Here is a 25,972-nt window from a genome sequence, read left to right as displayed (position 1 = left end):
CTTTTCACCAGCACCACTGGGCGGCGCGGTCTAGCATCGACCTTCGCACGAACGGAATGACACCTTCCTACATGTAACCAAACAAGAAATAAATCGCGACATATGTGACATGGATAAAGTTATTAACACATCGCTATGATCACAACTTAACTCATTACCACCTACAGGATATTTATGTCTCAGGATGAACTACGCTTTACATGCGAAGACTTTGAAAAAGATAACAGCCCGGAAGTATTAATGGAGCGCTTTACCGACGGTAAACTGTCCTACGCCATGTATGCCTCTTCCTCCAACAGGGACGGGCACTACGACACCACCTCCACCACCACCGACCTGGATAACGACGGCGACTTCGATGAACAGGACAAGACCATCTTCCTGAACATGGCGAATAGCTTTGTAAAAACCTGCGCCCCTCGATAATTGATCGGCTAGTTGCCAGGCTTATATATAAAACTATAAACCTGGCAACTGACACTACCTCTCTGAAGTTTGATCAGCTTCGGTAGTTACTGCATCTTTTCGCAAGTCTTTCACTTGCGAAGCCTTTACAGGCTCTCCCTTATTACCCCAACTGTCCCGAACGAAACTGACGACATCCGCCACTTCCTGATCCGACAGCCGCCAGGCAAACGCCGGCATGGTGAAGGTCGAAGGTGCCGTATGCGTCGCCGGCAACGTGCCGCCGTTCAACACGATGTTGATCAGCGACGTCGCATCCGCCGTCTGCAATACCGGGTTGCCCGCCAGCGCCGGGAACACGCGGGTGTAGCCGTGGCCGTCGGTACGGTGGCACGCCGCGCAGTTGTCGATGTACACCGAGGCACCCGGCTTGCTGTCATCACCCTTCCACAGCGCATCGGCGACCTGCTTGTCGTACTGGTGCGGCTGATCCTTGGGATCCACCGCCGGCAAGCTCTTGAGGTAACGGGCGATAGCCGTCAGATCCTCTTCCGACATGTACTGCATGCTGTGGACCACAACGTCGCTCATGCCGCCAAACACCGCGCTGCGATCACTGCGCCCGGTCTTGAGGAATTGCACCAGTTGGTCTTCGCTCCAGCTACCCAGGCCGTCCTTGTGGTCGCCCCGCAGGCTTTTGGCAATCCAGCCTTCCAGCGGCGCACTGCCGGACAGGAAAGCGCTGCCATCCGACGCACTCAGGGATTTTTCCTGCATGGTCAGGGCCCGTGGTGTGTGGCAAGCGCCGCAGTGGCCGAGGCCTTCCACCAGATACGCGCCACGGCTGATCACCGGGTCGGCGCCCGCCTGGGCCTGGTAGTCCTCAACCTTGGGGGCGAACATCCAGCGCCACCCGGCCAACGGCCAACGCATGCTCAACGGCCAGGGAATGTCGCTGTCCTTGTTCACCTGCGCCACCGGCTCCACGCCCTTCATGAAGTACGCGTACAGCGCCTGCATGTCGCTTTCGCTGACCCGCGCGTAAGACGGGTAGGGCATCGCCGGGTAAAGCGTACTACCGTTCTTGGCGACGCCATGGCGCACGGCCTGGTCGAAGTCTTCGAAGCTGTAGTCGCCCAGGCCGGTTTTATCCGGGGTGATGTTGGTGGAGTAGATGGTGCCGATCGGGGTTTCCATCGGCAGGCCACCGGCGAACGGTTTGCCGCCCTTGGCGGTGTGGCAGGCCACGCAGTCACCGGCGCGCGCCAGGTATTCACCCTGTTTGACCAGATCGGTTTCAGCCGCACTCACCGAGCAGCTGCTGAACAAAGCCAGGGACGCGATAACAAATGCTTTCATGGTCATCGCTCCTTATGCCTGAACCAGTGGGCCGGGGTTTTTCAGGTACTGCTCGCGAATTGCCCGCGCCGACCAGTAGGTCAGCGCCGCCACCAGGCCCGTAGGGTTGTAGCCCAAGCCTTGTGGGAACGCGGAAGCGCCCGGGACAAACACGTTGTGTACGTCCCAGCACTGCAGGTAGCGGTTCAAGGCACTGGTTTTCGGGTCGGTGCCCATGATCGCGCCACCGTTGAGGTGGGTGGTCTGGTAAGACGCGGTGTTGAAGTGCTCCCCCACCTTTTTGCCCAGCAAGGCAATCGCCTTGGGGTTCATCGCTTCGGCGATCTTGCTCATTTTTTCGACCATGAAGCGGTTCATCTTGATGTCGTTTTCCTGCCAGTCGAAGGTCATGCGCAGCAGCGGCAGGCCGTAGGCATCGCGGTAAACCGGGTCCAGGTCGAGGTAGTTGCCACGGTAGGATTGGTGGGCGCCATGGGCATCCATCGACACCTGATGGGTGTAGTAATCAGCCGTGGCGCGCTTCCACGCGCTGCCCCAGGCCGGCGTGCCCGGCGGGTTGGAGGTGCCCGCAATCGGCCGGCTGCCCGCCTGGTTGACCCACATCGGCGAGCCGCCCACAAAGCCGTGCGGCCCGTGGTCGAAGTTGTCGGCGTTGAAGTCATCGACCGCCACGCCATTGCCGCCGGCACCGATGAAGTTGTTGGTGTGCACGTCCTTGTCGAAGAACGCCTTGATGGTGGCCATGTTCTGGTAGGCGAAGTTGCGGCCCACCACGCCCTCACCGGAGATCGGGTCGTAGGGTTTGCCGATGCCCGACAGCAGCATCAGGCGCACGTTGTTGAACTGGAAGGAACCGAGGATCACCAGGTCCGCCGGCTGCTCGCATTCCCGCCCCTGGGCGTCGACATACGTCACGCCGGTCGCCTTGCTCCTGGTGCTGTCGAGATTGACCTTCAGCACGTGGGAATTGGGCCGCAGTTCGAACTTGGGTTCCTGGCGCAAGGCCGGCAGGATGTTCACGTTCGGCGAAGCCTTGGAATACATGTAGCAGACATAACCGCTGCAGAAGCCGCAGAAGTTGCACGGGCCCATCTGGGCGCCGTAAGGGTTGGTGTACGGCCCCGATGTATTCGCGGAAGGCAGGTTGTAGGGCTTGTACCCCACGGCCGTGGCGGCCTTCTGGAACAGCTGTGCGGAGACTGTGTTCTTCTGCGATTCCAGCGGGAAGTGATTGGAGCGATCCGGCGCATAAGGGTTGCCGCCCTTGCCTTCGCCCACCAACTGGCCCTTCACCGTCCAGGCTTGCCCGGAGGTGCCGAAGACTTTTTCGGCATAGTCGAAGAATGGTTCCAGCTCTTCATAGCTGACGCCGAAATCCTGGATGGTCATGTCCTTGGGAATGAAGTTTTTCCCGTAGCGCTCTTCGTAATGGCTACGCATGCGCAACTCGATCGGGTCCACCCGAAAGTGCACGCCGGACCAGTGCAGGCCTGCACCGCCGACACCGTTGCCAGGCAGGAAAGCGCCCAGTTGGCGGTTGGGCATCGCCACGTCATTCACGCTATGGCGAATGGTCACGGTTTCCTTGGAGATGTCCTGAAAGAGTTTCTTGCGCACGCTGTAGGTCAGTTCGTCGATGACCTGGGGATAGTTGCCGTCCGGGTAGGTGTCCTGCATCGGGCCGCGCTCCAGCGCTACCACGTTGAGGCCTGCTTCCGTCAGCTCCTTGGCCATGATCGCGCCGGTCCAGCCAAAGCCGACAATCACTGCATCCACTTTCTTCATGATGGTCGCCACGTTTACGCCCTCTCGCCACGGATCGAAACAGCCGGGAAGGGGTATTGCTCGTTGCGTTCAACCCAATCCATGAAATCGGCGCGGGCGCCGGGGAAGCCGATCATGGTCCAGCCGACCATGCCTTTGTTGCCACCGTGGACCGGGTCGCAAAAGAACCCTTCCTTGGTGTTTTGCAGCAACAGATTGAAGAAAATCTTCGGCGGGACGCTGTCGAACTGCGCGTCGCCGGCCTCCAGGCGCTGCAACAACTTTTCCTGGGTAGCGCTGTCTTGCTCGGCAAATAACTTACCGTTCATCGCTTTCGACCAGGCATCCGTGGCAGCGATGCCCAGGCGGTAGATCTCCTTGGGCACCAATTTGCTCTGCCAGCCCATTTCAGGCGGCGCGTCGGCATTGAACGGGCCTTGCATGAACCACAGGGCGCCAGCCGCGTACGGCGTGTTCATCTGACGGTCGATGTATTCCGGCGCACCGGCTTCCAGGGCGCCTGGGCCCTGGTCGTCCGCCGGGATCAGGCGCGCAACGGCCGCGTTGATAAAGGCCCATTCCTCGGCAGTGAAATAGCTCGGCTCATAGGCCTTGCTGCTGACGGGCGCCTTCTCCGGGCTGGCTTGAGCCGGTTCGGGAACCGCCATCAGCATCGAACCGCCCAGGCCCGTGCTGGCGACAGTGACCACGGGGATCAAGGTCAAGGATTTGCGTAAAAACTCACGCCGGGGGTTGTCTTGATCTTGATCAGACATGGTGGCACCTCATCATGTGGTCACGGATTTATCAGCCGCTTCGAGGAACGACTTATAGTTTTGGCAGTAAATGGGATCCAAAGGACCCAAGGGGATAGAACACAGCAGCAATCAATAGTTACAAAGGATAGCAGGCTAAGGATTGGGGAAAATCGTTTCAGCGCGAAAAAATCTGCCCGGAGCCGGCTTATTCACGATTCTTTGACGAGTACCTCACACGGCATTGACCCCCTGTAGGCGAATCTGGGCCCCATCAGCCCCTTCCCTATTCGGTTACATCGCGCATGTTCAAGAATCAATTGCTGCCTGCCGTCAGCCTCGTGTTCATGGCGCTGTTCACCACCGCACCGTCCCAGGCCGAAGAGCTCACGCCCATTCGTTCGTTGGAATGGGCCCAGCCTGTGGGCAATCAATACAACCTGTATCAAATGACGCCCACGCTCTATCGCAGCGCGCTGCCGGATAGCGGTGCTGTTCCTGTATTGGAAAAGCTCAAGATCGGAACGGTGATCAACTTTCTGCCCGAGTCCGATGCCAAGTGGCTGAAATCACCCGGTATCAACCAGGTGCAATTGTCCTATCGCACCAACCATGTCGATGACGCCGATGTGCTCGCAGCGTTGCGCGCGATTCAGGATGCCGAAGCCAACGGCCCGGTGCTGATGCACTGCAAACACGGCTCCGACCGCACGGGCCTGGTGGCGGCGATGTATCGGGTGGTGATTCAGGGATGGAGCAAGGAAGACGCGCTGAACGAAATGACCTTGGGCGGCTTCGGCGCCAGTAGCGGCTTCAAGGACGGCGTTCGCTACATGATGAAGGCGGATGTCGACAAGTTACGCACTGCACTGGCCAACGGCGAATGCAGCACCAGCGCCTTTGCGCTGTGCTCGATGAAAAGCTGGCTGAATACCGCGGACAACGCCAAAGACCCGGCCGAGGAAAAAACCGCCTGGGTGGTCGCTCCCTGAGCCATCAACCCAGGGAGCGCTTCACGATCAGTCTTTCTTCAGCTTCGGATTAGGGAAGAACTGCACCGCTTGCACCTTGGGGTCCGGTGCTTTCAACGCCGACGTATTGACCCGCGTACCCAATTCCTTGGGCACTGACAGACCTTGTTCATTCAGCGTGTCGGAATAGCCGCAAGCCACGCATTCGCGGTGCGGAACATCGTCCTCGCTCCACATCATCAACTTGTCCGGCTCGCTGCACGCCGGGCAGACTGCCCCGGCGATAAAGCGTTTTTTGGTTTTCACAGGTGCTTCACTCATGCTGCCGCGTCCTCACTCAGGCCGCTGTGGCGCAAGAGTGCGTCAATCGACGGCGCACGTCCGCGGAAATCGACGAACAGCACCATCGGTGCCTGGGAACCGCCACGGGCCAGGATCGCCTCGCGGAACGCCCGGCCAGTCTCGGCATTGAGCACGCCATCTTCTTCGAACTTGGAGAAGGCATCGGCCGACAGCACTTCCGCCCACTTGTAGCTGTAGTAACCCGCGGCGTAACCGCCAGCGAAGATATGCGCGAAGCTGTTGGGGAAGCGGTTGTAGGCGGGCGGACGCATCACCGACACCTCATCACGCACGCCTTCCAGCACCTGCAGCACGCTGCGGCCATCGCCGTGGGTGGCGTGCAGCTCGAAGTCGAACAGCGAGAACTCCAACTGGCGAACCATCATCAGGCCGGACTGGAAGTTCTTCGCCGCGAGCATTTTTTCCAGCAAGTCCTGTGGCAGCGGCTCACCGGTTTCATAGTGACCGGAAATCAGCGCAAGGCCTTCCGGCTCCCAGCACCAGTTCTCCATGAACTGGCTCGGCAACTCCACCGCATCCCAGGCCACGCCGTTGATGCCGGACACGCCGGCGTGCTCGACACGGGTCAGCAGGTGGTGCAGGCCGTGGCCGAATTCGTGGAACAGCGTGGTCACTTCATTGTGGGTCAGCAGGGCAGGCTTGCCGCTGTCGGCCGGGGTGAAGTTGCACACCAGGTTGGCCACCGGGCTTTGCAGCACGCCATCAACCGTGCGGCGACGGTCACGGGCGCCGTCCATCCAGGCACCCCCACGCTTGTTGGCGCGGGCGTACAGGTCGAAAAAGAAGCGGCCGACGTGCTGGCCGTTTTCCTTGATTTCGAACAGGCGAACATCCGGGTGCCAGGTGTCGAAGCCTTTCTGCTCGGCGATCTCGATGCCATACAGGCGTTGCACGATGGCGAACAGACCGCTGAGTACCTTGTCGATCGGGAAGTAGGCGCGCAGGGCTTCCTGGGAAACGCTGTAACGCTGCTCACGCAGTTTTTCGCCGTAGAAACCGCTGTCCCAGCTTTGCAGGTCCGCGCAGCCTTGTTCGGCGGCATAGGCCTTGAGCTGTTGCAGGTCCTGGGTGGCAAACGGCTTGCTGCGCTTGGCCAGGTCACGCAGGAAGCTCAGCACCTGGTCGCTGGACTCGGCCATTTTGGTGGCCAGGCTCAGCTCGGAGAACGAGGCGAAGCCCAGCAGTTGCGCCAGCTCCTGACGCAGGTCGAGGATCTGTTCCATGACCGGGCCATTATCATTCTGACCGGCATTCGGGCCTTGGTCCGACGCGCGGGTGCAGTAGGCTGCGTAGATTTCTTCACGCAGGGCGCGGTCGTGGGCGTAGGTCATCACCGCGTAGTAGCTTGGGAATTCCAGGGTGATCAGCCAGCCGTCGAGGCCCTTGGCCTGGGCAGCCGCAGCCATTTGCGCCTTGGAGGAATCGGTCAGGCCGGCGAGGGTTGCTTCGTCAGTGACGTGCTTGGTCCAGGCCTGGGTGGCATCGAGCAATTGGTTGGAGAACTTGCTGCCCAGTTCGGAGAGCTTGCTCTGCACTTCGGCATAACGCTTTTGCTGTTCAGGCGGCAAATCGATACCCGACAGACGGAAGTCCCGCAGGGAGTGTTCCAGGATGGTTTTTTGCGCCACGTCGAAGCCGGCGGCTTCCGGGCTGTTGGCCAGGGCGTCGAAGGCCTGGAACAACTCGCGGTTCTGGCCCATCTCGGTGGAGTAGGCGCTCAGTGCCGGCAGGCACGCCTCGTAGGCTTCCCGCAGTTCGGCGCTGTTGCACACGGCATTCAGGTGGCTGACCGGGCTCCAGGCGGCACCCAGGCGGTCATTGAGTTCGTCCATGGCCAGCACCAGCCCGGCCCAGGTCGGATTTTTACCCTGGCTTTGCAGGATCCCTTCGATGGCGACGCGGTTGTCGGCGAGGATCTGTTCAATGGCCGGCTGTACGTGCTCGGCACGGATCGCCGAGAACGGCGGCAGGTCGTAGGACTGCAGAAGAGGGTTGTTCGCGCTCACGGTTGGCACCTTGGCTGAAGAAACATGTAAGAACAAAGATGGGGCCATCTTAATTACAATCAACGCCCACCGCAGCTATCAGCAGAAGAGAGAGAGCCTATCGTGACCCTTCGCACCTACCAGAATCACACGCCGGCCCTGGCCGCCGGGGCTTTCGTCGATGCATCGGCGGTGGTGATCGGCGACGTCGAAATCGGCACCGACAGCTCGGTATGGCCGCTGACGGTGATCCGCGGCGACATGCACCGCATCCGCATCGGTGCGCGCACCAGCGTGCAGGACGGCTGCGTGCTGCACATTACCCACGCAGGCCCCTTCAATCCTGATGGTTTCCCGCTGCTGATCGGCGACGATGTGACCATTGCCCACAAGGTCATGCTGCATGGCTGCACGGTAGGCAGCCGGATCCTGATCGGCATGGGCAGCATTGTGATGGACGGCGCCGTGGTGGAAGACGAGGTGATCATCGGCGCCGGCAGCCTGGTGCCGCCGGGCAAGAAACTTGAGAGCGGTTTTTTGTATGTTGGCAGCCCGGTTAAACAAATCCGCCCGCTGACTGACAAGGAACGGGCATTTTTCACCTACAGCGCCGCGAACTACGTAAAGCTCAAAGACCTGCACCTGGCCGAAGGCTTCGACCAATGACAAGGACACCCATGCATTACCAGACCGTTTTGTTCGACCTCGATGGCACCCTCACCGACCCGCGCGAAGGCATCACCCGCTCGATCCAGTACGCCCTCGCCAAACTGGGGATCGATGAGCCGGACCTGACCAAACTCGAGCACTTTATCGGCCCGCCGCTGCTGCAAGCGTTCATGCAGTTTTATGGTTTCGACGAAGCCAAGGCCTGGGAAGCGGTGAACTTCTACCGCGAGCGCTTCAAGGTCACCGGCCTGTACGAAAACCGCGTGTTCGACGGCGTGATGCCGCTGCTTGAGGAATTGAATGGCCAGGGCCGCCAGCTGTATGTAGCCACGTCCAAGCCTTGGGTATTTGCCCGGGAAATCGCCCGGCATTTTGATTTCGCCAAGCACTTCAAGGTGATCTACGGCAGCGAGCTGGACGGCACGCGCACCAACAAGGTCGAGTTGATCGCCCACCTGATGGCGCAAGAAAGCCTGGACCCGGCCAGCACCTTGATGATTGGCGACCGCAAGCACGACCTGATCGGGGCCCGCAGCAATGGGCTGGATTCGGCGGCGGTGGGTTATGGGTTTGGCAGCCATGAAGAGCTGAGTGCCGAGGCGCCGACCTGGCATTTTGAAACATTGGCCGAGCTGCATCAGGCGTTTTTGCAACGGCCTTGAATGCGCTATCGCAGGCAAGCCAGCTCCCACATTTGATCACGGTCGGCCAAGACAACTCAGTCAAATGTGGGAGCCGGGCTTGCCCGCGATGAGGCCCTACCGGCCAACCACTTGCCCGGATCCCTCCAACGCCCTCAGGGCCGCCTTGCGCTGATCCACCGGCAACCCGCCCAGCTTCTCCACCGCCGCAAAGAACTTCGGCCAATCCCCGCCTTCCTGCCGGAACAACGCGACGAACGCCGGCACCCACTGGTCATACAGCCCAAACGGCAGCAACCTTGCGTTGTTCATCGGCAGGTTGACCCAGGCGTCATAACGCTTGTCGCCACCCCACTGGCTATCGCGCATGTGCCGGTAGTCACTGCGCAGGCGCTCGAATTCAGCGGCCTTGGCCTGGCGCATGGCATCTGCCGTCAGCGGCTGCGCATACAACTGCTCCAGGCGTTTGCGGGTATCGAGCACCAGCCGGGTGAACTGGTCGCGCTGTTTCAGCGCTGACTCGCTGGCAGGCGGCAAGCCTTGGGCTGCGCGCCATTGCCGGGTACCTTCCTGCTCGACGAAGGTGGCGTACGACTCGTTGAACTCGGTGTCGTCCTTCACATAAAACCGCTGGTGCGCCAGCTCATGAAAAATCAGCGTGGCCAGGCGCTCGTCCCCCCAGCTCATCATCGAACTCATGATCGGGTCGTTGAACCAGCCGAGGGTGGAATAGGCCTCCACGCCGCCAATCGACACATCCATCCCTTGCTGCTTCAACAAAGCCGCCTGGCCGCGTGCGGCGCCCTGGTTGTAGTAGCCGCGATAGGCCACGCAACCGGCAATCGGGAAGCAGTGGGTTTGCGGGGACAGGGAAAATTCAGGCGTGGCGAACACGTTCCAGACCACGTAAGGACGGCCGATATCGGCATACAGCCGGTAACTCTGGTTATCCGGCAGGTGCAGGTGTTCGCTGGCGAAGGTGCGGGCTTTCTGCGACTGCGCCAAGTGCTCGCGCAGCACCTGTGGCCGGGACGGGTCGGCGACGACCGCGGAGACCGGCTCCCGGGCACGCAGCAATTGCCATTGGCCGTCTGCCAGTTGGCTGTAATAACTGACGCTGGAACAGCCGCTGAGCAACAGCAGCATCAAGCCGGGAAGCAAACGCCTGACCATTAAAACCTCTCGCCGGTAACCATCCCGCCAGACTATCTCGCCTGTGGGGAATTTTTCCATGGCGTGGCGTGTTTATACTCATAGGGAGCGTGCTGCCGAACGCAGCCGTTCAAAAAACCATTCCTACAGTTGAGTGCTTAACATGCGTCAGCTACTGCTTCCCGTCGCCGCGATTTTTCTCAGTGCCTGTGCGTCGACGCCACTACCGCCGGTTGATCCACACCAGGCCTGGGTCGACTTCGCTACCCCGACACCCGGCGCCAAGCTGGTAATGGCGCAACGCCTGGACGGGAAAAACCTGAACGACGGGCGCTTCTTCCAGGTGCCGCCTGGCAGCCATGAGCTGATGGTACGTTTTGATTTCGAGGTGCCTACCGGCGGCAGTTTCGGCGGGTTTGGCCAAACCACTGACCGTACCTGCTTCATGACCCTGCAATACGACCGTTTCGAGGCGGGCCAGCGCTATCGCCTGGAAGGGCGCTCACTGGGCTACAACCCGAATATCCGGCTGTACAACAAAGCGGGTCAATTGCTGGCCGAAGAACGTAGCGTCAACTGCATCTGATCAGTCGTTGTTCTTCTGGTAGACGATGGCTTTGGTGCCATTCTCACAGCTGCCGACAACCATGGCGCTGTCGTGCTTGTCAGCTTCTTCCTTGGTGACGATTTCGAGGGTGTAGGACGGAACGGCATTCGCCTGGATTTTGACCTCGATCTCCTTCCTGAGCTCTTCACAATCTTTTGGCGCCGCCAGCGCCGACGTGGCCAGTGCACAGCAGATAACCGCCAAGGCAATACGTTTCATGTGTGAAGCTCCCTGAATGCACGCGCACGGGTGTGCGCTGAGTCTGCAATCGGCTATTCGACCATACCTGAACGTGTAGGAGCGAGCTTGCTCGCGAAAAACGTCAACGATAACGCGTGCCGCCTGGAAGAGCGCGGCGCCTTTGAGCGCTTCGCGAGCAAGCTCGCTCCTACAAGGGTCGATCAATTAACGAGGGTGCCATCCAGGGTAATGGTTGCATTCAGTACCTTGGACACGGGGCATCCTTCCTTGGCCTTTTTGCTCAGCTCATCGAACTGCGCCTGGCTGGCGCCCGGGATCTTCGCCTTGAGGGTCAGGTGCACGGCAGTAATCGCAAAGCCACCGTCCACTTGGTCCAGGGTCACTTCGGCCTGGGTGTCGATGCTGTCGGCCTTGAGCCCGGCATCGCCGAGAATCATGGAAAACGCCATGGAGAAACAACCGGCATGGGCTGCGCCGATCAGTTCTTCAGGGTTGGTGCCCTTGCCACCTTCGAAACGGGCCTTGAAGCCGTAAGGCGCTTCACGCAGAACGCCGGTTTCGGTGGAAATGGAACCCAGGCCAGTCTTCAGGTCGCCTTCCCAATGCGCGGATGCTTTTTTAACAATACTCATAGCGGTCTCCTCGAACGGTGGTTTTGCGTCAGTAAGGGTTCTGAGGATAGACGCCACGGCAAAGTTCATCTTGTCGGAGAAACCTAGCGATTAAGTAGGAAATTTCACCATCGCTATTGAATCTCGGGTATATGCCCTCATTGCATAGGACATGCACATGAAGCGGCAGGTTTTGGTTCGTCTAAGAAGCCTGCGCCCCCATTGGAGAAGCAGGCTTATGAAATCGCTGTCCGACGTAAAGTTCTCGACCCTCGACCTCGTGCCCGTGCGCGCCAACGGCAGCCCGGCGCAGTCGCTGCGCAATTCCCTGGACCTGGCCCAGCATGTGGAAAAATTCGGCTACAACCGTTTCTGGGTCGCCGAACACCACAATATGGACGGCATCGCCAGCTCGGCGACCTCGGTATTGCTGGGTTACCTGGCCGGTGGCACCTCGACGATCCGTGTCGGTTCCGGTGGCGTGATGCTGCCCAACCACGCGCCGTTGGTGATCGCCGAGCAGTTCGGCACCCTGGAAAGCCTGTACCCGGGCCGCATCGACCTGGGCCTTGGCCGCGCACCAGGCTCCGACCAGATGACCGCCCGCGCGCTGCGCCGTGAACGCTCCGGCAGCGCTGATGATTTCCCGGAAGACGTGGCAGAACTGATGGCCTACCTCGGCCCGCGCACTCCGGACCAACGAGTGATCGCCGTACCCGGCACCGGCACCAACGTCCCTGTGTGGCTATTGGGCTCCAGCCTGTTCAGTGCGCAGCTGGCAGGCGAGCGCGGTTTGCCTTACGCCTTTGCCTCACATTTCGCACCGCGCCTGATGCATGAAGCGATTCGCGTCTATCGCAACCACTTCAAGCCCTCGGCCGTGCTGGACAAGCCCTATGTGATGCTCGGCATCCCGCTGGTGGCCGCCGACACCGATGAGCAAGCCGACTACCTGGCCACCTCGGTGTACCAGCGAATTCTCGCGCTGATGCGTGGGCAAAGCCTGGTGCAGCGCCCGCCGGTCAAGACCATGGACGGCCTGTGGCTGCCCCATGAGAAAGACGCCGTGGGCAGTTTCCTCGGCCTGGCCATGGTGGGCAGCCCGCAGAAGATCCGCGCCAAGCTGGAAGTGCTGGTGGAGCAGACCGGCGCTGATGAGCTGATCTTCACCTGTGACCTGTACGAGCATGCCGACCGGATTCATTCCTACGAGCTGCTGGCGCAGGTCATGAAGGGCTGAATCCAGGAGTGAGGCGGGACGCAGAGCATCCCAGGCTTCATTCCCACGCGGAGCGAGGGATCGCAGGCATAAAAAAACCGACGCACTCGCGTCGGTTTTTTACGTCTGCAACACGGGATCACCCGCGCTTGTAGGCGATTTCCTTGGTACCGGCTTCACAGCTGCCGACAACCGTGTGGTCACTAGGTGCAGCACCTTTGTCCACGATTTCCAGGGAGTAGCCCGAAGCGCCTTTAGCGTCGATTTTCGCCGCAATCTCGCTTTTCAGCTCTTCACAAGGCTTGCCCGCCGCCAGGGCCGTGCCCGCAATGCTCAACAAACCTACCGCCAACAAAAAGTTCTTCATCCGTCACTTCCTTGGGTTGATCGAAAGGAAGCACGCCGACGCTCGTCACGTCGACGTGCCTAAAGGTTGTAGCGGAGTTTATGGCAATCGGCCAGCGCGCAAGTTCAACCGGCTCAATCAACTACTGGCAATTCGGAACCCCACCTTGAGGGTGACCTGGAAATGCGCAGCCTTGCCGTCCTTGATGTGGCCACGGGTTTCGGTCACTTCAAACCACTCCAAGTGCTTGATGCTCTTGCTGGCTTCAGCCAGGGCATTGTTGATGGCCTCCTCGATGCTGGTCGCGGAAGAGCCCACCAGTTCGACTTTCTTGTAGGTGTGATGATCACTCATAAGTTTTTCTCCTGGGGTCGTTAATCAAGACTAGCAGTGAATTCTCGTACTGCTTCTGGCGGCTATTGCGATGTGAAAGTTCAGATTTACTGCACTTTCTGAAACCGCCGCAGTCGGAAACAACACACGCCACTCAATCACTCCAGGAGAGCCCACATGGCCAACACCTCTTTACGCAAAGCGTCATTGGAAAGCATGGAAGCCGAGATTTCGAGCCTGCTCAAATCTTTGGAAAGCCTCAAGGACGATGCGTCTGACGAGTCGCGCAAAACCCTGAAGGCCCTGAAAAGCAATGCCGAGAACGCCCTCAAGCATTCCCGCCACCTGATCAGCGATGCCTACGAAGAAAGCAAAGTCAAAATCCGCGAAACCGGTGTTGCAACACGGGACTACGCGCAAGAGCATCCATGGACTACCGCCGGTGTTGCCGTCGGCGCGCTGGGTCTGCTGGCGGCCTACTTGCTGTGCAAACGCGGCGATTAAACGTCCTGGCGCGCAAGCTCAGCCTTGAGCCACTGCGCCAGTTGCCCGGCGCGCCCATCTGCGGCGCGCTTGGGTAGCCACAACGCCAGTTGCGCCGGGGTTTCACTGAAACCCCACGGCGCAACCAGGCGACCCGCTCGCAGGTCCTCTGCCACCAGCGGCTCAGGCGCAATTGCTACCCCCAGCCCGGCCACCGCCGCCTCCAGCAAATAATACAAATGCTCAAACCCCTGACCGTACTTCAACGCGCCAGCGTCGATCCCATGGTGCTGCGCCCAGCTGGGCCAGGCTTGCGGGCGTGAGGTAGTGTGCAACAGGGCCTCACTCAGCAGCGCCTCGGGAGGCGCCTGGCGCAATCGCTCGTAATGGGCAAAACGCGGGCTCATGACCGGGCCGATGCGTTCGCTGGCCAATTCATACACCTGCATATCCGCCGGCCATGGAGGTTCGGCGAACACCAGCAGCGCGTCCAGGCCGGGGCGGCGTGGGTCAAGATCGCCTTCACCCGCCGACAGATGCAGGCGCAAATCCGGCAACTCGGCGTTCAGGCGCCCCAGACGCGGAATAAACCAGCGCGCCAGCAGGCTGCCGGAGCAGCCGAGCACAAACGGCGCATCGGCACTGCTTTGCGTGAGCTCGGCGCAGGTGTCCCTCAGTCGCTCGAACGCCTCGAAACTCGCATCCCGCAGACGAATGCCGGAATCTGTGAGTTTGAGGCCGCGCCCGTCCTTGGCGAACAGGCTTACACCAAGGTGTTCTTCCAACACCTTGAGCTGCCGGCTGACCGCACCATGGGTCACGTGCAGTTGCTCAGCGGCCTGGCTAACGCTGTTCAGGCGCGCAGTCGCCTCAAAAGCGCGCAAGGCATTCAGCGGTGGGAGGTCTCGGCTCATCTGTGAGTTTTCCTGACAGGTTGTGGCGATCTTATCGGTTTTCACGTGGAAGCGTCAGGGGTAGAGTGACCGTCATTGCCTCTTACACATTTTCTACCTGGAGCGTCCCATGACTCAGACCCAGACCGATTTACGCAACGGCCCGGATGCCAATGGCCTGTTTGGTTCGTTCGGCGGCCGCTACGTGGCGGAAACCCTGATGCCGTTGATCCTTGATCTGGCCCGCGAATACGAAGCGGCCAAGATCGATCCGGCCTTCAACGAAGAACTGGCCTACTTCCAGCGCGACTACGTCGGACGCCCAAGCCCGCTGTACTTCGCCGAGCGCCTGACCGAGTTCTGCGGTGGCGCCAAGATCTACCTCAAGCGCGAAGAGCTGAACCACACCGGCGCCCACAAGATCAACAACTGCATCGGCCAGATCCTGCTGGCGCGGCGCATGGGTAAAAAACGCATCATCGCCGAGACCGGCGCCGGCATGCACGGTGTGGCCACTGCCACCGTCGCCGCGCGTTTCGGCCTGCAATGCGTCATCTACATGGGCACCACCGACATCGAGCGCCAGCAGGCCAACGTATTTCGCATGAAGCTGCTGGGCGCTGAAGTGATCCCGGTGGTCGCCGGCACCGGCACCCTGAAAGACGCGATGAACGAAGCCCTGCGTGACTGGGTCACCAACGTCGACAGCACCTTCTACCTGATCGGCACCGTGGCCGGTCCGCACCCGTACCCGGCGATGGTTCGCGACTTCCAGGCCGTGATCGGCAAGGAAACCCGTACCCAGCTGCAAGCCCAGGAAGGCCGTCTGCCCGACAGCCTGGTGGCGTGCATCGGCGGCGGTTCCAATGCCATGGGCCTGTTCCACCCGTTCCTGGATGACACCAGCGTCGAGATCATCGGCGTTGAAGCGGCCGGCTACGGCATCGAGACCGGCAAACACGCGGCCAGCCTCAACGGCGGCGTACCGGGTGTGCTCCACGGCAACCGTACTTTCCTGTTGCAGGACGACGATGGCCAGATCATCGACGCCCACTCGATCTCCGCGGGCCTCGACTACCCGGGCATCGGCCCTGAACACGCCTGGTTGCACGACATCGGCCGCGTCCAGTACACCTCGGTGACCGACGACGAAGCCCTCGACGCCTTTCACAAATGCTGCCGCCTGGAAGGGATTATTCCTGCACTGGAAAGCGCCCACGCCCTGGCCGAAGTCTTCAAACGCGCACCGACCCTGCCGAAAGATCACCTGATGGTGGTCAACCTGTCCGGCCGTGGCGACAAAGACATGCAAACCGTGATGCACCACATGGAACAGTCCAAGCAGGAGAAACACTAAATGAGCCGCCTGCAAACACGTTTTGCGCAACTGAAAGAACAAAACCGCGCCGCCCTGGTGACCTTCGTCACCGCTGGCGACCCGGGCTATGACACCTCGCTGGCGATCCTCAAGGGCTTGCCGGCGGCCGGCGCCGATGTGATCGAACTGGGCATGCCGTTCACCGACCCGATGGCTGACGGCCCGGCCATTCAACTGGCCAACATCCGCGCGCTGACCGCCAAGCAGAACCTCACGAAAACCCTGCAAATGGTTCGCGAGTTCCGCGAGGGCAACAGCGACACGCCGCTGGTGCTGATGGGCTACTTCAACCCGATCCACATGTACGGCGTGCCACGCTTTATCAGCGATGCGAAAGAAGCCGGCGTCGACGGCCTGATCGTGGTCGACATGCCGCCGGAACATAACGGCGAGCTGTGCGACCCGGCCCAGGCTGCCGGTATCGACTTTATCCGCCTGACCACGCCGACCACCGACGACGCGCGCCTGCCGACCGTGCTCAACGGCAGCTCAGGGTTTGTGTACTACGTGTCGGTGGCCGGTGTGACCGGTGCCGGTGCCGCGACCCTGGAACACGTCGAAGAAGCCGTGACCCGTCTGCGTCGGCATACCGACCTGCCGATCAGCATCGGTTTCGGCATCCGCACCCCGGAGCAGGCCGCTGCAATCGCCCGCCTGGCAGACGGTGTGGTGGTGGGGTCGGCACTGATCGACCACATCGCCAACGCCAGCAATGATCAACAGGCCATCGACGGTGTATTGACCCTGTGCTCGGCGCTGTCGGAAGGTGTACGCAGCGCCCGTAAGTAAGCGGCTCGTAAGCGTTAGGTAAAGTTCCTGATACAGAGGAATCATGCTGGCAAATCAGCACCTAAGCTAACAAGACCAAGGGATTTCGAACCCGGTTCGAAATCCCTTTTTTGTTCGTGCAGTACTGAGGAAACAGCCCCATGAAAATCCCCAAACGTTTGATTGCAGGTGTAGGCGTGCTGGTGCTTGGCGCCAGCGCCCTGGTCCAAGCTGCGCCCTATGATCAGGGTGGCGGACCTGACCGTGGTGGCCCACAGGGCCAGCACGATCAACGTGGCGATGACCATCGCGGGCCGCAGGACAACCACCGTGGTGGGCCGCCTCAGGACTTTGGTCCTGTGAGACAGGTCATCCGCGACAACCATGGCGACTTCCGCCGTGGCGCGCCGCCGCCTCCCGGCATCCACCTGGTGCGCGGCCAGCGCCTGCCGCCAAACTACTATGGTGAGCGTCTGGACCCACGGGCGCTGGGCCATCTGCCGCAATACCCTGGTTATGAATGGCGCCGTTCGGGTGGGGACATCGTATTGATCGCCGTTGGCACCAGCATCGTCTATCAGATTCTGGATGGCGCGCTGTACTAGAGCCGCACTGCTTTTGTGGTGAGGGAGCTTGCTGTGGCTAGGGAGCTGGTGTGGCTGGGGAGCTGGTGTGGCGAGGGAGCTTGCTCCCGCTGGGCTGCGCAGCGGCCCCAAAATCCTGGGAGCGCTGCGCACTCCAGCGGGAGCAAGCTCCCTCGCCACACCAGCTCCCTCGCCACCGCAAGCCCCGTCGCCGCAGCAGTCGCCTAAATCTCGATACGCTCGACCTTGCCGACCAACAAGATGTAGGACAACGCCCCCAGCAACGCCAGCACCGCGATGTACGTAATCGCCGGCGCAAACGAATCCCCTGTCGCCAGAAAGCCAATCACGATCGGCGTGGTAATCGCCGACAGATTGCCGATGAAGTTGAACACCCCTCCGGTCAGCCCCAGCAGCCTTGCCGGCGCCAGGGTCGACACCAGCGACCAGGTGATCGACGCCAGGCCATTGCCGAAAAACGCCACCGCCAGAAACGCAATCACCCACGCCGTGGAATCAACAAAGTTGGCGCCGATGATCGCCGTGGAAATCAATAGCCCGCCAATGATCGGCAACTTGCGCGCAAACCCCACGGACGCTCCCCGGCGAATCAGCCAATCGGAAAACAGCCCCGAACACAGCACCCCGACAAACGCCGCCAGAAACGGCAGCGAAGCCAGCAGGCCGGACTTGATGAAGTCCATGCCGCGATATTTCACCAGGTAGGTCGGAAACCACGTCAGGAAAAACCACAACGTGGAATTCAGGCAGAACTGCCCCAAGTAGATCCCCCACAGTTTGCGCTTGCTCAACACGATGCCGAGGTCGACCCAGCTGAACGGCGCCTTGGCCGCCTGCGCCTGGATGTCCACCAACCCGCCGCCTTCGCGGATCAGCTCGATTTCCGCCGCATTCGCGCCTTTGAAATCCCGTGGCTCGCGGTACACCGCGTACCAGATCAACGCCCACACAATGCCCACGCCGCCGGTGGCGACAAACACCATGTGCCAGCCAAAGGTGTGTTGCAGCCAGGCCAACACCGGCGTGAGAAACGCCAGCCCGACAAACTGCCCGGAGGTATAAACACCAATCGCCGTGGCCCGCTCACGCTCAGGGAACCAGGTGGTCACCACGCGGCTGTTGATCGGGTAAGCCGGGGCTTCCAGGGCACCGACCGCCATGCGCAACACGAACAGCGCGATGAAGCTGGCGGCGAAACCGAGCATCACCGTGGCCACCGACCACAGCAGCAGGGCGACGCTGTAGAGAATGCGCGGCGGCACCCGGTCCACCAGCCAGCCGCCGGGAATCTGCATGGCCGCGTAGGTCCAGCCGAACGCGGAGAAGATCAGCCCGACATGCACCGGGTCGATCCCCAGCTCGCTGGTCAGGGCCGGAGCGGCAATCGACAGGTTGCTGCGGTCCAGGTAGTTGATCACCACGGTGATGAACAGCAGCACCATGATGAAGAAACGCTTTCGGCTGGGCGTGACTAAAGAAGCCTGCCCGGTGAAGGACTCGGATTGCATGGGGGTTGCCTCTTCTTATGGTTATTGAGGACAGGTCTTACTGAAGAAACCGAATCAAATGTGGGAGCGGGCTTGCTCGCGAAAGCGGTCTACCAGCTGCGGAGGTGTTGACTGACACTCCGCCTTCGCGAGCAAGCCCGCTCCCACATTGATCGGGTTTTCATCTCAAATTCGCGGTGTTTACCACTCCGCGAAGCTGCCGTCGGCATGCCGCCAGATCGGATTGCGCCAGCGATGCCCGATGGCCGCGCGTTCGATCACGTATTCCTCGTTGATCTCGATGCCCAGGCCTGGCCCGTTGGGGATTTTCACAAAGCCCTGGTCGTAGTCGAAAACACCCGGATCGCGCACGTAATCCAGCAGGTCATTGCTCTCGTTGTAGTGAATGCCCAGGCTCTGTTCCTGGATGAACGCGTTGTAGCAAACCGCATCCAGCTGCAGGCACGCTGCCAGGGCAATCGGGCCGAGCGGGCAGTGCAGGGCGAGGGCCACGTCGTAGGCTTCGGCCATGTTGGCAATCTTGCGGGTTTCGGTGATACCGCCGGCGTGGGAAGCATCCGGCTGGATGATGTCGACGTAGCCTTCGCTGAGCACGCGCTTGAAGTCCCAGCGCGAGAACAGGCGCTCGCCGAGGGCAATCGGGGTGCTGGTGAGCGGCGCCAGCTCTTTCAGCGCTTCGTAGTTTTCGCTGAGCACCGGCTCTTCGATAAACATCAGTTTGTAGGGGTCGAGTTCCTTCATCAGCACCTTGGCCATGGGTTTGTGCACCCGGCCATGGAAGTCGACGCCGATGCCGACGTTCGGACCGACCGCATCCCGCACGGCGGCGACGTTGGCCAGGGCCTGGTCGACTTTTTCGAAGCTGTCGAGAAATTGCAGCTCTTCGGTGCCGTTCATTTTCACCGCGGTAAAACCACGGGCCACGGCTTCCTTGGCGGCGCGGGCAGTGTCGGCCGGGCGGTCGCCACCAATCCATGAATACACGCGGATCTTGTCGCGCACCTGGCCACCCAGCAGGTCGCTGACCGACACGCCGAGGGCCTTGCCCTTGATGTCCCACAGCGCCTGGTCGATACCGGCGAGAGCGCTCATATGGATCGCGCCGCCACGGTAGAAACCGCCTCGATAGAGCACGGTCCAGATGTCCTCGATATTGCGTGGGTCCTTGCCGATCAAGTAGTCGGACAATTCCTCGACGGCGGCAGCCACGGTATGGGCGCGGCCCTCGACAACGGGCTCGCCCCAACCAGTCACGCCCTGGTCGGTTTCAACCTTGAGGAAGCACCAGCGCGGCGGGACGATGAAGGTGGTCAGTTTGGTGATTTTCATCTTCTTATCTCTCTTGTAGATGGAGAACGCTGATCAGCCCAAGGCATGCCAGGCGGCGACGTAGGCCTGGGCGTTGCTCGCCACTTGGGCGACGCTCATGCCCGGCTTGAATAACCCGGAGCCCAGGCCGAAGCCTTTGACGCCCGCGTCGAAAAATACCTGCATGTTGTCCGGGGTGATGCCGCCCACCGGCAGCAGCACGGTGCCGGCGGGCAGTACCGCGAGCCAGGCCTTGACCACCGCCGGGCCCATTTGCTCGGCCGGGAACAGCTTCAGCACGTCGGCGCCTTCGGCCAGCGCGGCAAACGCTTCGGTGGGCGTGGCCACACCCGGCGACAGATACAGGCCCGCGGCCTTGGCGGCTCGCAGCACCTTGGCATCGCTATGGGGCATGACGATCACCTGGCCGCCGGCGGCTTTGACTTGATCGACCTGTTCCGGGGTCAGCACGGTGCCGGCGCCGATCAGGCAATCGGCGGGGAGGCTGTCCCGCAGGATGCGGATGCTGGAATAAGGATCCGGCGAGTTCAGCGGCACTTCGATCACCCTGAAGCCCGCCGTGTACAACACCTCGCCGATCGCCAGCGCCTCCTCCGGTCGCAGGCCGCGCAGGATCGCGATCAAACCGTTGTGTGTCAGTGCTTGCTTGAGCATGTCGGGCCTCTCGTCAGGTTGCAGGCAGCAGCCCCGCCGCCATGGCCAGTTGCCAAAGGCCACGCTCGGTAGCCTCCTGCGCCAGGGTCACGTGGGGGAAGCCACAGAGTTGGAGTGCACGCTGGTAGCGGGTGCAGAGTTGGGGTGTGCCGACCAGGACGATGTCGCGCTGCTGGCTGGGCTTGCGAGTGCGCAGGCCGGTCAGTTCGTGGCCGATCAACAGCCCGGACAGATAGTCCGGTTGCTCGTCAGGCGCCAGCTCGCCGGTCAATCCCAGGGAGCGTGCGCTGAACAAGTTCGACAACAGGCCCGTTTGGCCGTCTGCCGACAGCGCAACCTGAACACCGCGATCAAAAGCGGCCACCTGGAACTGTTCGGAAGGGCGCTGGGTGCGCCCCAGAATGCTGTGCTGACTGAGCACGGCGAACAACTCGCCGGTCATGAAAGTATCGAAGTGAGTGATGCAGCCTTCCACCACCTCCACCCACTTGGAATGGCTGCCCGGCAGGCCGATCAATACGTCGCGCCCGGTATGGGCAGACAGGCTTTGCAGCACGCCGAGCACCTGGGTTTCTTCACCGCGCATCACATTGGGCAACGCGCCGCGTTGAATCACGCCGGGCACGATGTGCACCGCTGCGCCCCGCAGGCTGCGCACCACATGCAGCGCCTGGCCGAGGGTAGAGACGTCGGCCGGGGTGTCGCGGTAAGCCGCTTCGCTCCAGCCCTGGGCGCTGCCGACCATGCCGCAAGCGATAACGGGAAGGTCGGGCTGGGTGTCGAGCCAGTCACCGCAGGCTGCGTCAAATGCCAGCTCGAACCCGTTGCTGCAGCGAACACCGGCTATTTCCCGGGCTTCAGTGGGCAGGTGCATGATCCCCGACGCCAAGGTGCGCCGTTCGATCACGACGCCTGCCGGGCCGAGCTTGTAAGCACGAAGGGAACTGGTTCCCCAATCGAGCGCGATCAATTGCGCCTGCATCGCTTCACCTGAGTGTTCTGAGCGGATGAGGCGAATATAAACCCAAGACCGGCAAAGTCTCAATATATAAATATCAGTCCCATATATAGGGAAATTGAAAGTTTAAAATATTGACAGATCCAGCGTGCGCATCGCCCCCATCCAGATCGCGTGTTCGGTGTGGTCCTTGAGGTCATCACCGGTGGTCGGGTGCAGGAACACCACCAGGCCGTTGCGGTTGAGGGCCAGCCAAGGCAGCACGACGCCGATGTATTCAGGTTCGAATGCCAGCTGGCAGCTCCAGTCCGGGTGCGGGCCCACCGGGCGTTCATGCACGCGGCCCATGCGCAGCGGAAACAATTGCGCGGCGTCTTCGCAGAGTTTGCGCGCCTGGTCGATGGTGTTGGCGTCGAAATAGATATGGGCGTGGTAGCCCTTGATACGTTGCATGACAGGCTCCGGGCTCATTGATCGGCAAATCCTAGACCGCAATGGACGGCAGGGCCAGACCGGTCAGCGATTGTGCGCTGCTGGCCTGTTCGGTCATCAGCCAGTCGACGAAACGCTCGATCAACTGGCTGCGGCGTTTGCGCTGGGGCAGCACCACGTAATAGCCGAAGCGTGAGATCACCGTGTCGCCAATCGGCCGGCACAGCCATTTTTGCTCCAGCAGGTTATCCACAAGGTGACGCCAGCCGATGGCCACGCCCTGGCCCGCGATCGCGGCCTGGATCAACAGCGTGTAATTGTCGAAACGCAGTTGGCCCGGGGTGGGCGCAGTGGTGATGCCCAGTTCGCGAAACACCCCGCTCCAGTCGAACCACTGGTTGTTGTTTTGCTGGCGCAGGTGCAGCAAGGGGAACTCCAGCAGGCTCTGCACCGACAGTGGCGCGACTCGGTCCTGGAGTAGCAGCGGGCTGCACACCGGGAACACTTCCTCGTTGAACAGCCACAGGCTGTCGCCCTGTTTGAAGCGGCCGTCACCGAACAGCACCGCTACATCGATATCGCTGCGCAACGTGGCGTGGTTACGCTCGCTGGTGACCAGGCTCACGTCCACCTGCGGGTTGGCTTCATGGAAACGATGCAGGCGTGGCATCAGCCAATACGCGGCGAAGGCAAAGTCGGTCGCCACCTGCAGGACTTCATGCTGGTCCTGCTCGGCAATCGCGCTCAGGCCCTGGTTGATGCTCTGCAAACCGGCCTGTACCTGCTCGAATAACAAGGCGCCCGCGTCGGTCAGCTCGATGCCACGGTAGATGCGATCAAACAGGCGCACCTTCAGCTGTTCTTCCAGGCGCTTGATCTGCTGGCTGATGGCCGGCTGAGTGGTGCCCAACTCCATCGCCGCTGCCGTAAAGCTGCGTTGGCGCGCTGCGGATTCAAAGGCACGCAGCAAGTCGAGTGACAGGTGACCGAGGGATTCATACATAAGCTGGGCTTATCCTAGACATTGCTTCTCATGGGCTTTACCACGATTTCCATGGCCTGCATGCTCATTCGCATAAACATCGACTATGGAATGCCGCGAAACCATGAAGCGCAAGAACATTCTTTTTATCATGGCCGATCAAATGGCCGCGCCGATGCTTCCGTTCTACGGTCCTTCGCCTATCAAACTGCCGAACCTGAGCCGTCTCGCCGCCGAGGGTGTGGTGTTCGATGCCGCCTATTGCAACAGCCCGCTGTGTGCTCCGTCGCGCTTTACCCTGGTGAGTGGCCAGTTGCCGAGCAAGATCGGCGCCTACGACAACGCGGCCGATTTCCCCGCCGACGTGCCGACCTATGCCCACTACCTGCGTCGCCTCGGCTACCGCACCGCGCTGTCGGGCAAGATGCATTTTTGCGGCCCCGACCAGCTCCACGGCTATGAAGAACGCCTGACCAGTGACATCTACCCGGCCGACTATGGCTGGGCCGTGAACTGGGATGAGCCGGACGTGCGCCCCTCCTGGTACCACAACATGGCGTCGGTGCTGCAGGCCGGGCCGTGCGTGCGCACCAACCAGCTGGATTTCGACGAAGAGGTGGTGTTCAAGGCCCAGCAGTACCTGTTCGACCATATCCGCGAAGATGGCGACCAGCCGTTCTGCCTGACCGTGTCGATGACTCACCCACACGACCCGTACACGATTCCCAAGCCGTTCTGGGACCTGTACGACGACAACGACATCCCGCTGCCTGCAACACCGCCACAGGCTGACCTCGACCCTCACTCCCAGCGCCTGCTCAAGGTATATGACCTGTGGGACAAGCCGCTGCCGCTGAACAAGATCCGCGATGCACGCCGCGCCTACTTCGGCGCGTGCAGCTACATCGACAGCAACGTCGGCAAGCTGCTGCAAACCCTGGAAGACACGGGCCTGGCCGACGACACCATCATCATCTTCTCCGGCGACCACGGCGACATGCTCGGCGAACGCGGGCTCTGGTACAAAATGCACTGGTTTGAAATGGCCGCCCGGGTGCCGCTGCTGATCAGCGCGCCGGGGCAGTTTGCGGCCGGCCGGGTGACCGCCGCCGTGTCCACCGCCGACCTGCTGCCTACCCTGGTGGAACTGGCCGGCGGCGAGCTGGACCCGAGGCTGGCGCTGGACGGCCGCTCGTTGGTGTCTCACCTGCAAGGGCAGGGCGGGCACGACGAAGTGTTCGGTGAGTACATGGCCGAGGGCACCATCAGCCCGCTGATGATGATTCGCCGTGGCGCCTACAAGTTCATCTACAGCGAGGACGATCCTTGCCTATTGTTCGATGTGCACAACGACCCGCACGAGCGGGAGGACCTCAGCCAGTCACCGGAACACCGGCCACTGTTCGAGGCGTTTTTGCATGAAGCGCGGGCCAAATGGGACATCCCGGCGATCCACCAGCAGGTGCTCGCCAGCCAACGCCGTCGCCGCCTGGTGTTCGAGGCGCTGACCCAGGGCAAGCTGAAGAGCTGGGACCACCAGCCACTGGTAGACGCCAGTCAGCAATACATGCGCAACCACATCGACCTCGACGATCTGGAGCGCAAGGCACGTTTTCCACAACCCTGCCAAAACCAATAAAACTGAGGGGAAGGCCATGCAAAAGTTATCCACCGTGTTGAGCGTTGCGCTGCTGGCATTGAGCAGTGCCGGCGTCTACGCGGATACTAGCTGCGACACCGTGAAGATGGCCGATCCGGGCTGGAGCGATATCGCCGCCACCAATGCCATTACCGGTTTCCTGTTGAACGGCATGGGCTACAAGGCCAAGGTCGACACCCTTGCGGTGCCGATCACCTTTGGCGGGCTCAAGGACGGCCAGGTGGATGTGTTCCTGGGTAACTGGATGCCGGCGCAGCAAGGCTTCTACGACAAGTTCGTGGCCAATGGCGATGTGGTGCAACTGGCGAAGAACCTCGACGGTACCGAATTCACCCTGGCCGTGCCGGACTATGTCTGGGACGCCGGGGTGCATGACTTTGCCGACCTGAACAAGTTTGCCGACAAGTTCGACAAGAAGATCTACGGCATCGGTTCGGGTGCGCCAGCGAATCTCTCGTTGCAGGAAATCATCAAGAAAAACGACTTCGACCTGGGCCAGTGGAAGCTGATCGAGTCCAGTGAACAGGCGATGCTGGCCGAAGTGTCCCGGGCGGTGAAAAAGCAGAAGTTCGTGACCTTCCTCGGCTGGACGCCGCACCCGATGAACGTGCAGTTGAAGATGCATTACCTCAAGGGTGGGGAGAAGTACTTTGGTGACACCGGCAGCGTGTATACGTTGACCCGCAAGGGCTATGCACAGGCGTGCCCGAATGTGGGGAAATTGCTGACCAACCTGAGTTTCACCCAGGAGATGGAGAACGCCATCATGGCTGAGGTGGTGAACAAGAAGCTCAGTAATGCGGACGCGGCGAAGGCGTGGATCAAGGCGAACCCGGCGGTGCTGGACAAGTGGCTGGACGGGGTTAAAACCGTGGACGGTCAAGATGCGCTGGCCGCTGTAAAAGCCAAACTCTGATGCACTGATCGTTCCCACGCTCTGC

29 protein-coding genes are annotated in these 25,972 nt (G+C 61.0%); 12 read left to right on the top strand and 17 right to left on the bottom strand.

Annotated features, from left to right (window positions below; genetic code table 11):
* The first annotated feature begins 240 nt into the window (after positions 1 to 240).
* Positions 241 to 426, top strand: coding sequence for a hypothetical protein (locus tag HX821_RS05605; RefSeq protein WP_173406106.1), 186 nt, complete (start codon positions 241 to 243; stop codon positions 424 to 426).
* A gap of 54 nt (positions 427 to 480) precedes the next feature.
* Here HX821_RS05605 and HX821_RS05600 read toward each other — a convergent pair whose 3' ends face one another.
* From HX821_RS05600 to HX821_RS05590, 3 genes are read right to left on the bottom strand one after another with little or no spacing between them, the layout of a single operon-like run.
* Entirely contained in the window at positions 481 to 1,764 is a 1,284-nt protein-coding gene (locus HX821_RS05600) for a cytochrome c (RefSeq protein WP_177035389.1), read from the bottom strand.
* Between the two features lie 12 nt (positions 1,765 to 1,776).
* Positions 1,777 to 3,561: a GMC family oxidoreductase gene (locus tag HX821_RS05595; protein WP_003214867.1), complete on the bottom strand. Its 1,785-nt coding sequence runs from the start codon at positions 3,559 to 3,561 to the stop codon at positions 1,777 to 1,779.
* A 2-nt stretch (positions 3,562 to 3,563) separates the two neighbouring features.
* Complete coding sequence (locus HX821_RS05590; protein ID WP_003214869.1) at positions 3,564 to 4,304, bottom strand: gluconate 2-dehydrogenase subunit 3 family protein; 741 nt, start codon at positions 4,302 to 4,304, stop codon at positions 3,564 to 3,566.
* A gap of 284 nt (positions 4,305 to 4,588) precedes the next feature.
* On the opposite strand from HX821_RS05590, the gene HX821_RS05585 reads away from it, so the two are divergent.
* Positions 4,589 to 5,275: a tyrosine-protein phosphatase gene (locus HX821_RS05585; RefSeq protein WP_177035388.1), complete on the top strand. Its 687-nt coding sequence runs from the start codon at positions 4,589 to 4,591 to the stop codon at positions 5,273 to 5,275.
* A 27-nt stretch (positions 5,276 to 5,302) separates the two neighbouring features.
* On the opposite strand, the gene HX821_RS05580 is transcribed toward HX821_RS05585, so the two are convergent.
* Positions 5,303 to 5,575 (bottom strand): YheV family putative zinc ribbon protein, encoded by a 273-nt coding sequence (locus HX821_RS05580; protein WP_003214872.1) that lies wholly within the window; start codon positions 5,573 to 5,575, stop codon positions 5,303 to 5,305.
* A complete protein-coding gene (gene prlC, locus HX821_RS05575) occupies positions 5,572 to 7,671 on the bottom strand; it encodes an oligopeptidase A (protein WP_173406107.1) in 2,100 nt (699 codons plus the stop codon). The genes HX821_RS05580 and prlC overlap by 4 nt, the downstream gene beginning before the upstream one ends.
* A 54-nt stretch (positions 7,672 to 7,725) precedes the next feature.
* On the opposite strand from prlC, the gene HX821_RS05570 reads away from it, so the two are divergent.
* Positions 7,726 to 8,268 carry a gamma carbonic anhydrase family protein gene (locus HX821_RS05570; protein WP_003214876.1) on the top strand — a complete coding sequence of 181 codons (543 nt, stop codon included), beginning with the start codon at positions 7,726 to 7,728 and terminating at the stop codon, positions 8,266 to 8,268.
* Positions 8,269 to 8,279: 11 nt separating this feature from the next.
* Complete coding sequence (locus HX821_RS05565) at positions 8,280 to 8,933, top strand: HAD family hydrolase (protein WP_177009008.1); 654 nt, start codon at positions 8,280 to 8,282, stop codon at positions 8,931 to 8,933.
* Between the two features lie 96 nt (positions 8,934 to 9,029).
* On the opposite strand, the gene HX821_RS05560 is transcribed toward HX821_RS05565, so the two are convergent.
* Positions 9,030 to 10,085, bottom strand: coding sequence for an aminopeptidase (locus tag HX821_RS05560; RefSeq protein ID WP_177035387.1), 1,056 nt, complete (start codon positions 10,083 to 10,085; stop codon positions 9,030 to 9,032).
* Between the two features lie 142 nt (positions 10,086 to 10,227).
* Between HX821_RS05560 and HX821_RS05555 the strand changes: the two genes are divergently transcribed.
* Positions 10,228 to 10,650, top strand: coding sequence for a hypothetical protein (locus HX821_RS05555; protein ID WP_032899915.1), 423 nt, complete (start codon positions 10,228 to 10,230; stop codon positions 10,648 to 10,650).
* On the opposite strand, the gene HX821_RS05550 is transcribed toward HX821_RS05555, so the two are convergent.
* Positions 10,651 to 10,890 carry a DUF1161 domain-containing protein gene (locus HX821_RS05550; protein WP_003214887.1) on the bottom strand — a complete coding sequence of 80 codons (240 nt, stop codon included), beginning with the start codon at positions 10,888 to 10,890 and terminating at the stop codon, positions 10,651 to 10,653.
* 182 nt (positions 10,891 to 11,072) lie between these two features.
* Positions 11,073 to 11,504, bottom strand: a complete 432-nt coding sequence (locus tag HX821_RS05545) for an OsmC family protein (protein WP_003214889.1) — start codon at positions 11,502 to 11,504, stop codon at positions 11,073 to 11,075.
* 217 nt (positions 11,505 to 11,721) lie between these two features.
* On the opposite strand from HX821_RS05545, the gene HX821_RS05540 reads away from it, so the two are divergent.
* Positions 11,722 to 12,723, top strand: coding sequence for an LLM class flavin-dependent oxidoreductase (locus HX821_RS05540; RefSeq protein WP_087694564.1), 1,002 nt, complete (start codon positions 11,722 to 11,724; stop codon positions 12,721 to 12,723).
* 118 nt (positions 12,724 to 12,841) lie between these two features.
* Here the strand turns inward: HX821_RS05540 and HX821_RS05535 are convergent, their stop codons facing one another.
* Both HX821_RS05535 and HX821_RS05530 read right to left on the bottom strand, forming a co-directional pair.
* Positions 12,842 to 13,069 (bottom strand): DUF1161 domain-containing protein, encoded by a 228-nt coding sequence (locus HX821_RS05535; protein WP_003214893.1) that lies wholly within the window; start codon positions 13,067 to 13,069, stop codon positions 12,842 to 12,844.
* Between the two features lie 117 nt (positions 13,070 to 13,186).
* Positions 13,187 to 13,402, bottom strand: a complete 216-nt coding sequence (locus HX821_RS05530; RefSeq protein WP_008439585.1) for a dodecin — start codon at positions 13,400 to 13,402, stop codon at positions 13,187 to 13,189.
* Between the two features lie 156 nt (positions 13,403 to 13,558).
* Between HX821_RS05530 and HX821_RS05525 the strand changes: the two genes are divergently transcribed.
* Positions 13,559 to 13,885: a YqjD family protein gene (locus HX821_RS05525; protein ID WP_003170746.1), complete on the top strand. Its 327-nt coding sequence runs from the start codon at positions 13,559 to 13,561 to the stop codon at positions 13,883 to 13,885.
* On the opposite strand, the gene HX821_RS05520 is transcribed toward HX821_RS05525, so the two are convergent.
* Positions 13,882 to 14,778 (bottom strand): LysR family transcriptional regulator, encoded by an 897-nt coding sequence (locus HX821_RS05520; RefSeq protein WP_177035386.1) that lies wholly within the window; start codon positions 14,776 to 14,778, stop codon positions 13,882 to 13,884. The two genes, HX821_RS05525 and HX821_RS05520, sit on opposite strands and share 4 nt — an antisense overlap.
* Positions 14,779 to 14,887: 109 nt before the next feature.
* On the opposite strand from HX821_RS05520, the gene trpB reads away from it, so the two are divergent.
* The 3 genes from trpB to HX821_RS05505 all read left to right on the top strand — a co-directional run bounded on the left by trpB (position 14,888) and on the right by HX821_RS05505 (position 17,508).
* On the top strand, positions 14,888 to 16,114 hold the full coding sequence (trpB, locus tag HX821_RS05515) for a tryptophan synthase subunit beta (protein ID WP_003214899.1): 1,227 nt from the start codon (positions 14,888 to 14,890) through the stop codon (positions 16,112 to 16,114).
* On the top strand, positions 16,115 to 16,924 hold the full coding sequence (gene trpA / locus HX821_RS05510; protein WP_177035385.1) for a tryptophan synthase subunit alpha: 810 nt from the start codon (positions 16,115 to 16,117) through the stop codon (positions 16,922 to 16,924).
* Between the two features lie 140 nt (positions 16,925 to 17,064).
* Positions 17,065 to 17,508 carry an anti-virulence regulator CigR family protein gene (locus HX821_RS05505; RefSeq protein ID WP_003214903.1) on the top strand — a complete coding sequence of 148 codons (444 nt, stop codon included), beginning with the start codon at positions 17,065 to 17,067 and terminating at the stop codon, positions 17,506 to 17,508.
* Between the two features lie 203 nt (positions 17,509 to 17,711).
* Here HX821_RS05505 and HX821_RS05500 read toward each other — a convergent pair whose 3' ends face one another.
* The 6 genes from HX821_RS05500 to HX821_RS05475 all read right to left on the bottom strand — a co-directional run bounded on the left by HX821_RS05500 (position 17,712) and on the right by HX821_RS05475 (position 23,392).
* A complete protein-coding gene (locus HX821_RS05500; protein WP_003213647.1) occupies positions 17,712 to 19,016 on the bottom strand; it encodes an MFS transporter in 1,305 nt (434 codons plus the stop codon).
* 180 nt (positions 19,017 to 19,196) lie between these two features.
* Complete coding sequence (gene dgoD / locus HX821_RS05495) at positions 19,197 to 20,345, bottom strand: galactonate dehydratase (RefSeq protein ID WP_003213645.1); 1,149 nt, start codon at positions 20,343 to 20,345, stop codon at positions 19,197 to 19,199.
* Positions 20,346 to 20,378: 33 nt separating this feature from the next.
* Positions 20,379 to 20,999 carry a 2-dehydro-3-deoxy-6-phosphogalactonate aldolase gene (locus HX821_RS05490; RefSeq protein WP_003213643.1) on the bottom strand — a complete coding sequence of 207 codons (621 nt, stop codon included), beginning with the start codon at positions 20,997 to 20,999 and terminating at the stop codon, positions 20,379 to 20,381.
* Positions 21,000 to 21,012: 13 nt separating this feature from the next.
* The gene (locus HX821_RS05485) at positions 21,013 to 21,981 is read right to left on the bottom strand and encodes a 2-dehydro-3-deoxygalactonokinase (RefSeq protein ID WP_003213641.1); all 969 of its coding nucleotides are present in this window, start codon (positions 21,979 to 21,981) and stop codon (positions 21,013 to 21,015) included.
* 102 nt (positions 21,982 to 22,083) lie between these two features.
* Positions 22,084 to 22,410 carry a DOPA 4,5-dioxygenase family protein gene (locus HX821_RS05480; protein ID WP_003213639.1) on the bottom strand — a complete coding sequence of 109 codons (327 nt, stop codon included), beginning with the start codon at positions 22,408 to 22,410 and terminating at the stop codon, positions 22,084 to 22,086.
* A gap of 31 nt (positions 22,411 to 22,441) precedes the next feature.
* Entirely contained in the window at positions 22,442 to 23,392 is a 951-nt protein-coding gene (locus tag HX821_RS05475) for a LysR family transcriptional regulator (protein ID WP_177035384.1), read from the bottom strand.
* Between the two features lie 103 nt (positions 23,393 to 23,495).
* On the opposite strand from HX821_RS05475, the gene betC reads away from it, so the two are divergent.
* A complete protein-coding gene (gene betC, locus HX821_RS05470) occupies positions 23,496 to 25,010 on the top strand; it encodes a choline-sulfatase (RefSeq protein ID WP_008439571.1) in 1,515 nt (504 codons plus the stop codon).
* Positions 25,011 to 25,026: 16 nt separating this feature from the next.
* The gene (choX, locus tag HX821_RS05465; RefSeq protein ID WP_177022425.1) at positions 25,027 to 25,947 is read left to right on the top strand and encodes a choline ABC transporter substrate-binding protein; all 921 of its coding nucleotides are present in this window, start codon (positions 25,027 to 25,029) and stop codon (positions 25,945 to 25,947) included.
* The last annotated feature ends 25 nt before the right edge of the window (positions 25,948 to 25,972 follow it).

Origin of the sequence: Pseudomonas sp. B6001 (genome assembly GCF_013386015.1) — a bacterium.
In the GTDB taxonomy this organism is placed as follows: Bacteria; Pseudomonadota; Gammaproteobacteria; order Pseudomonadales; family Pseudomonadaceae; genus Aquipseudomonas.
Note: the sequence above shows the minus strand (reverse complement) of the source record. Positions and strands in the feature narration are given on the sequence as shown.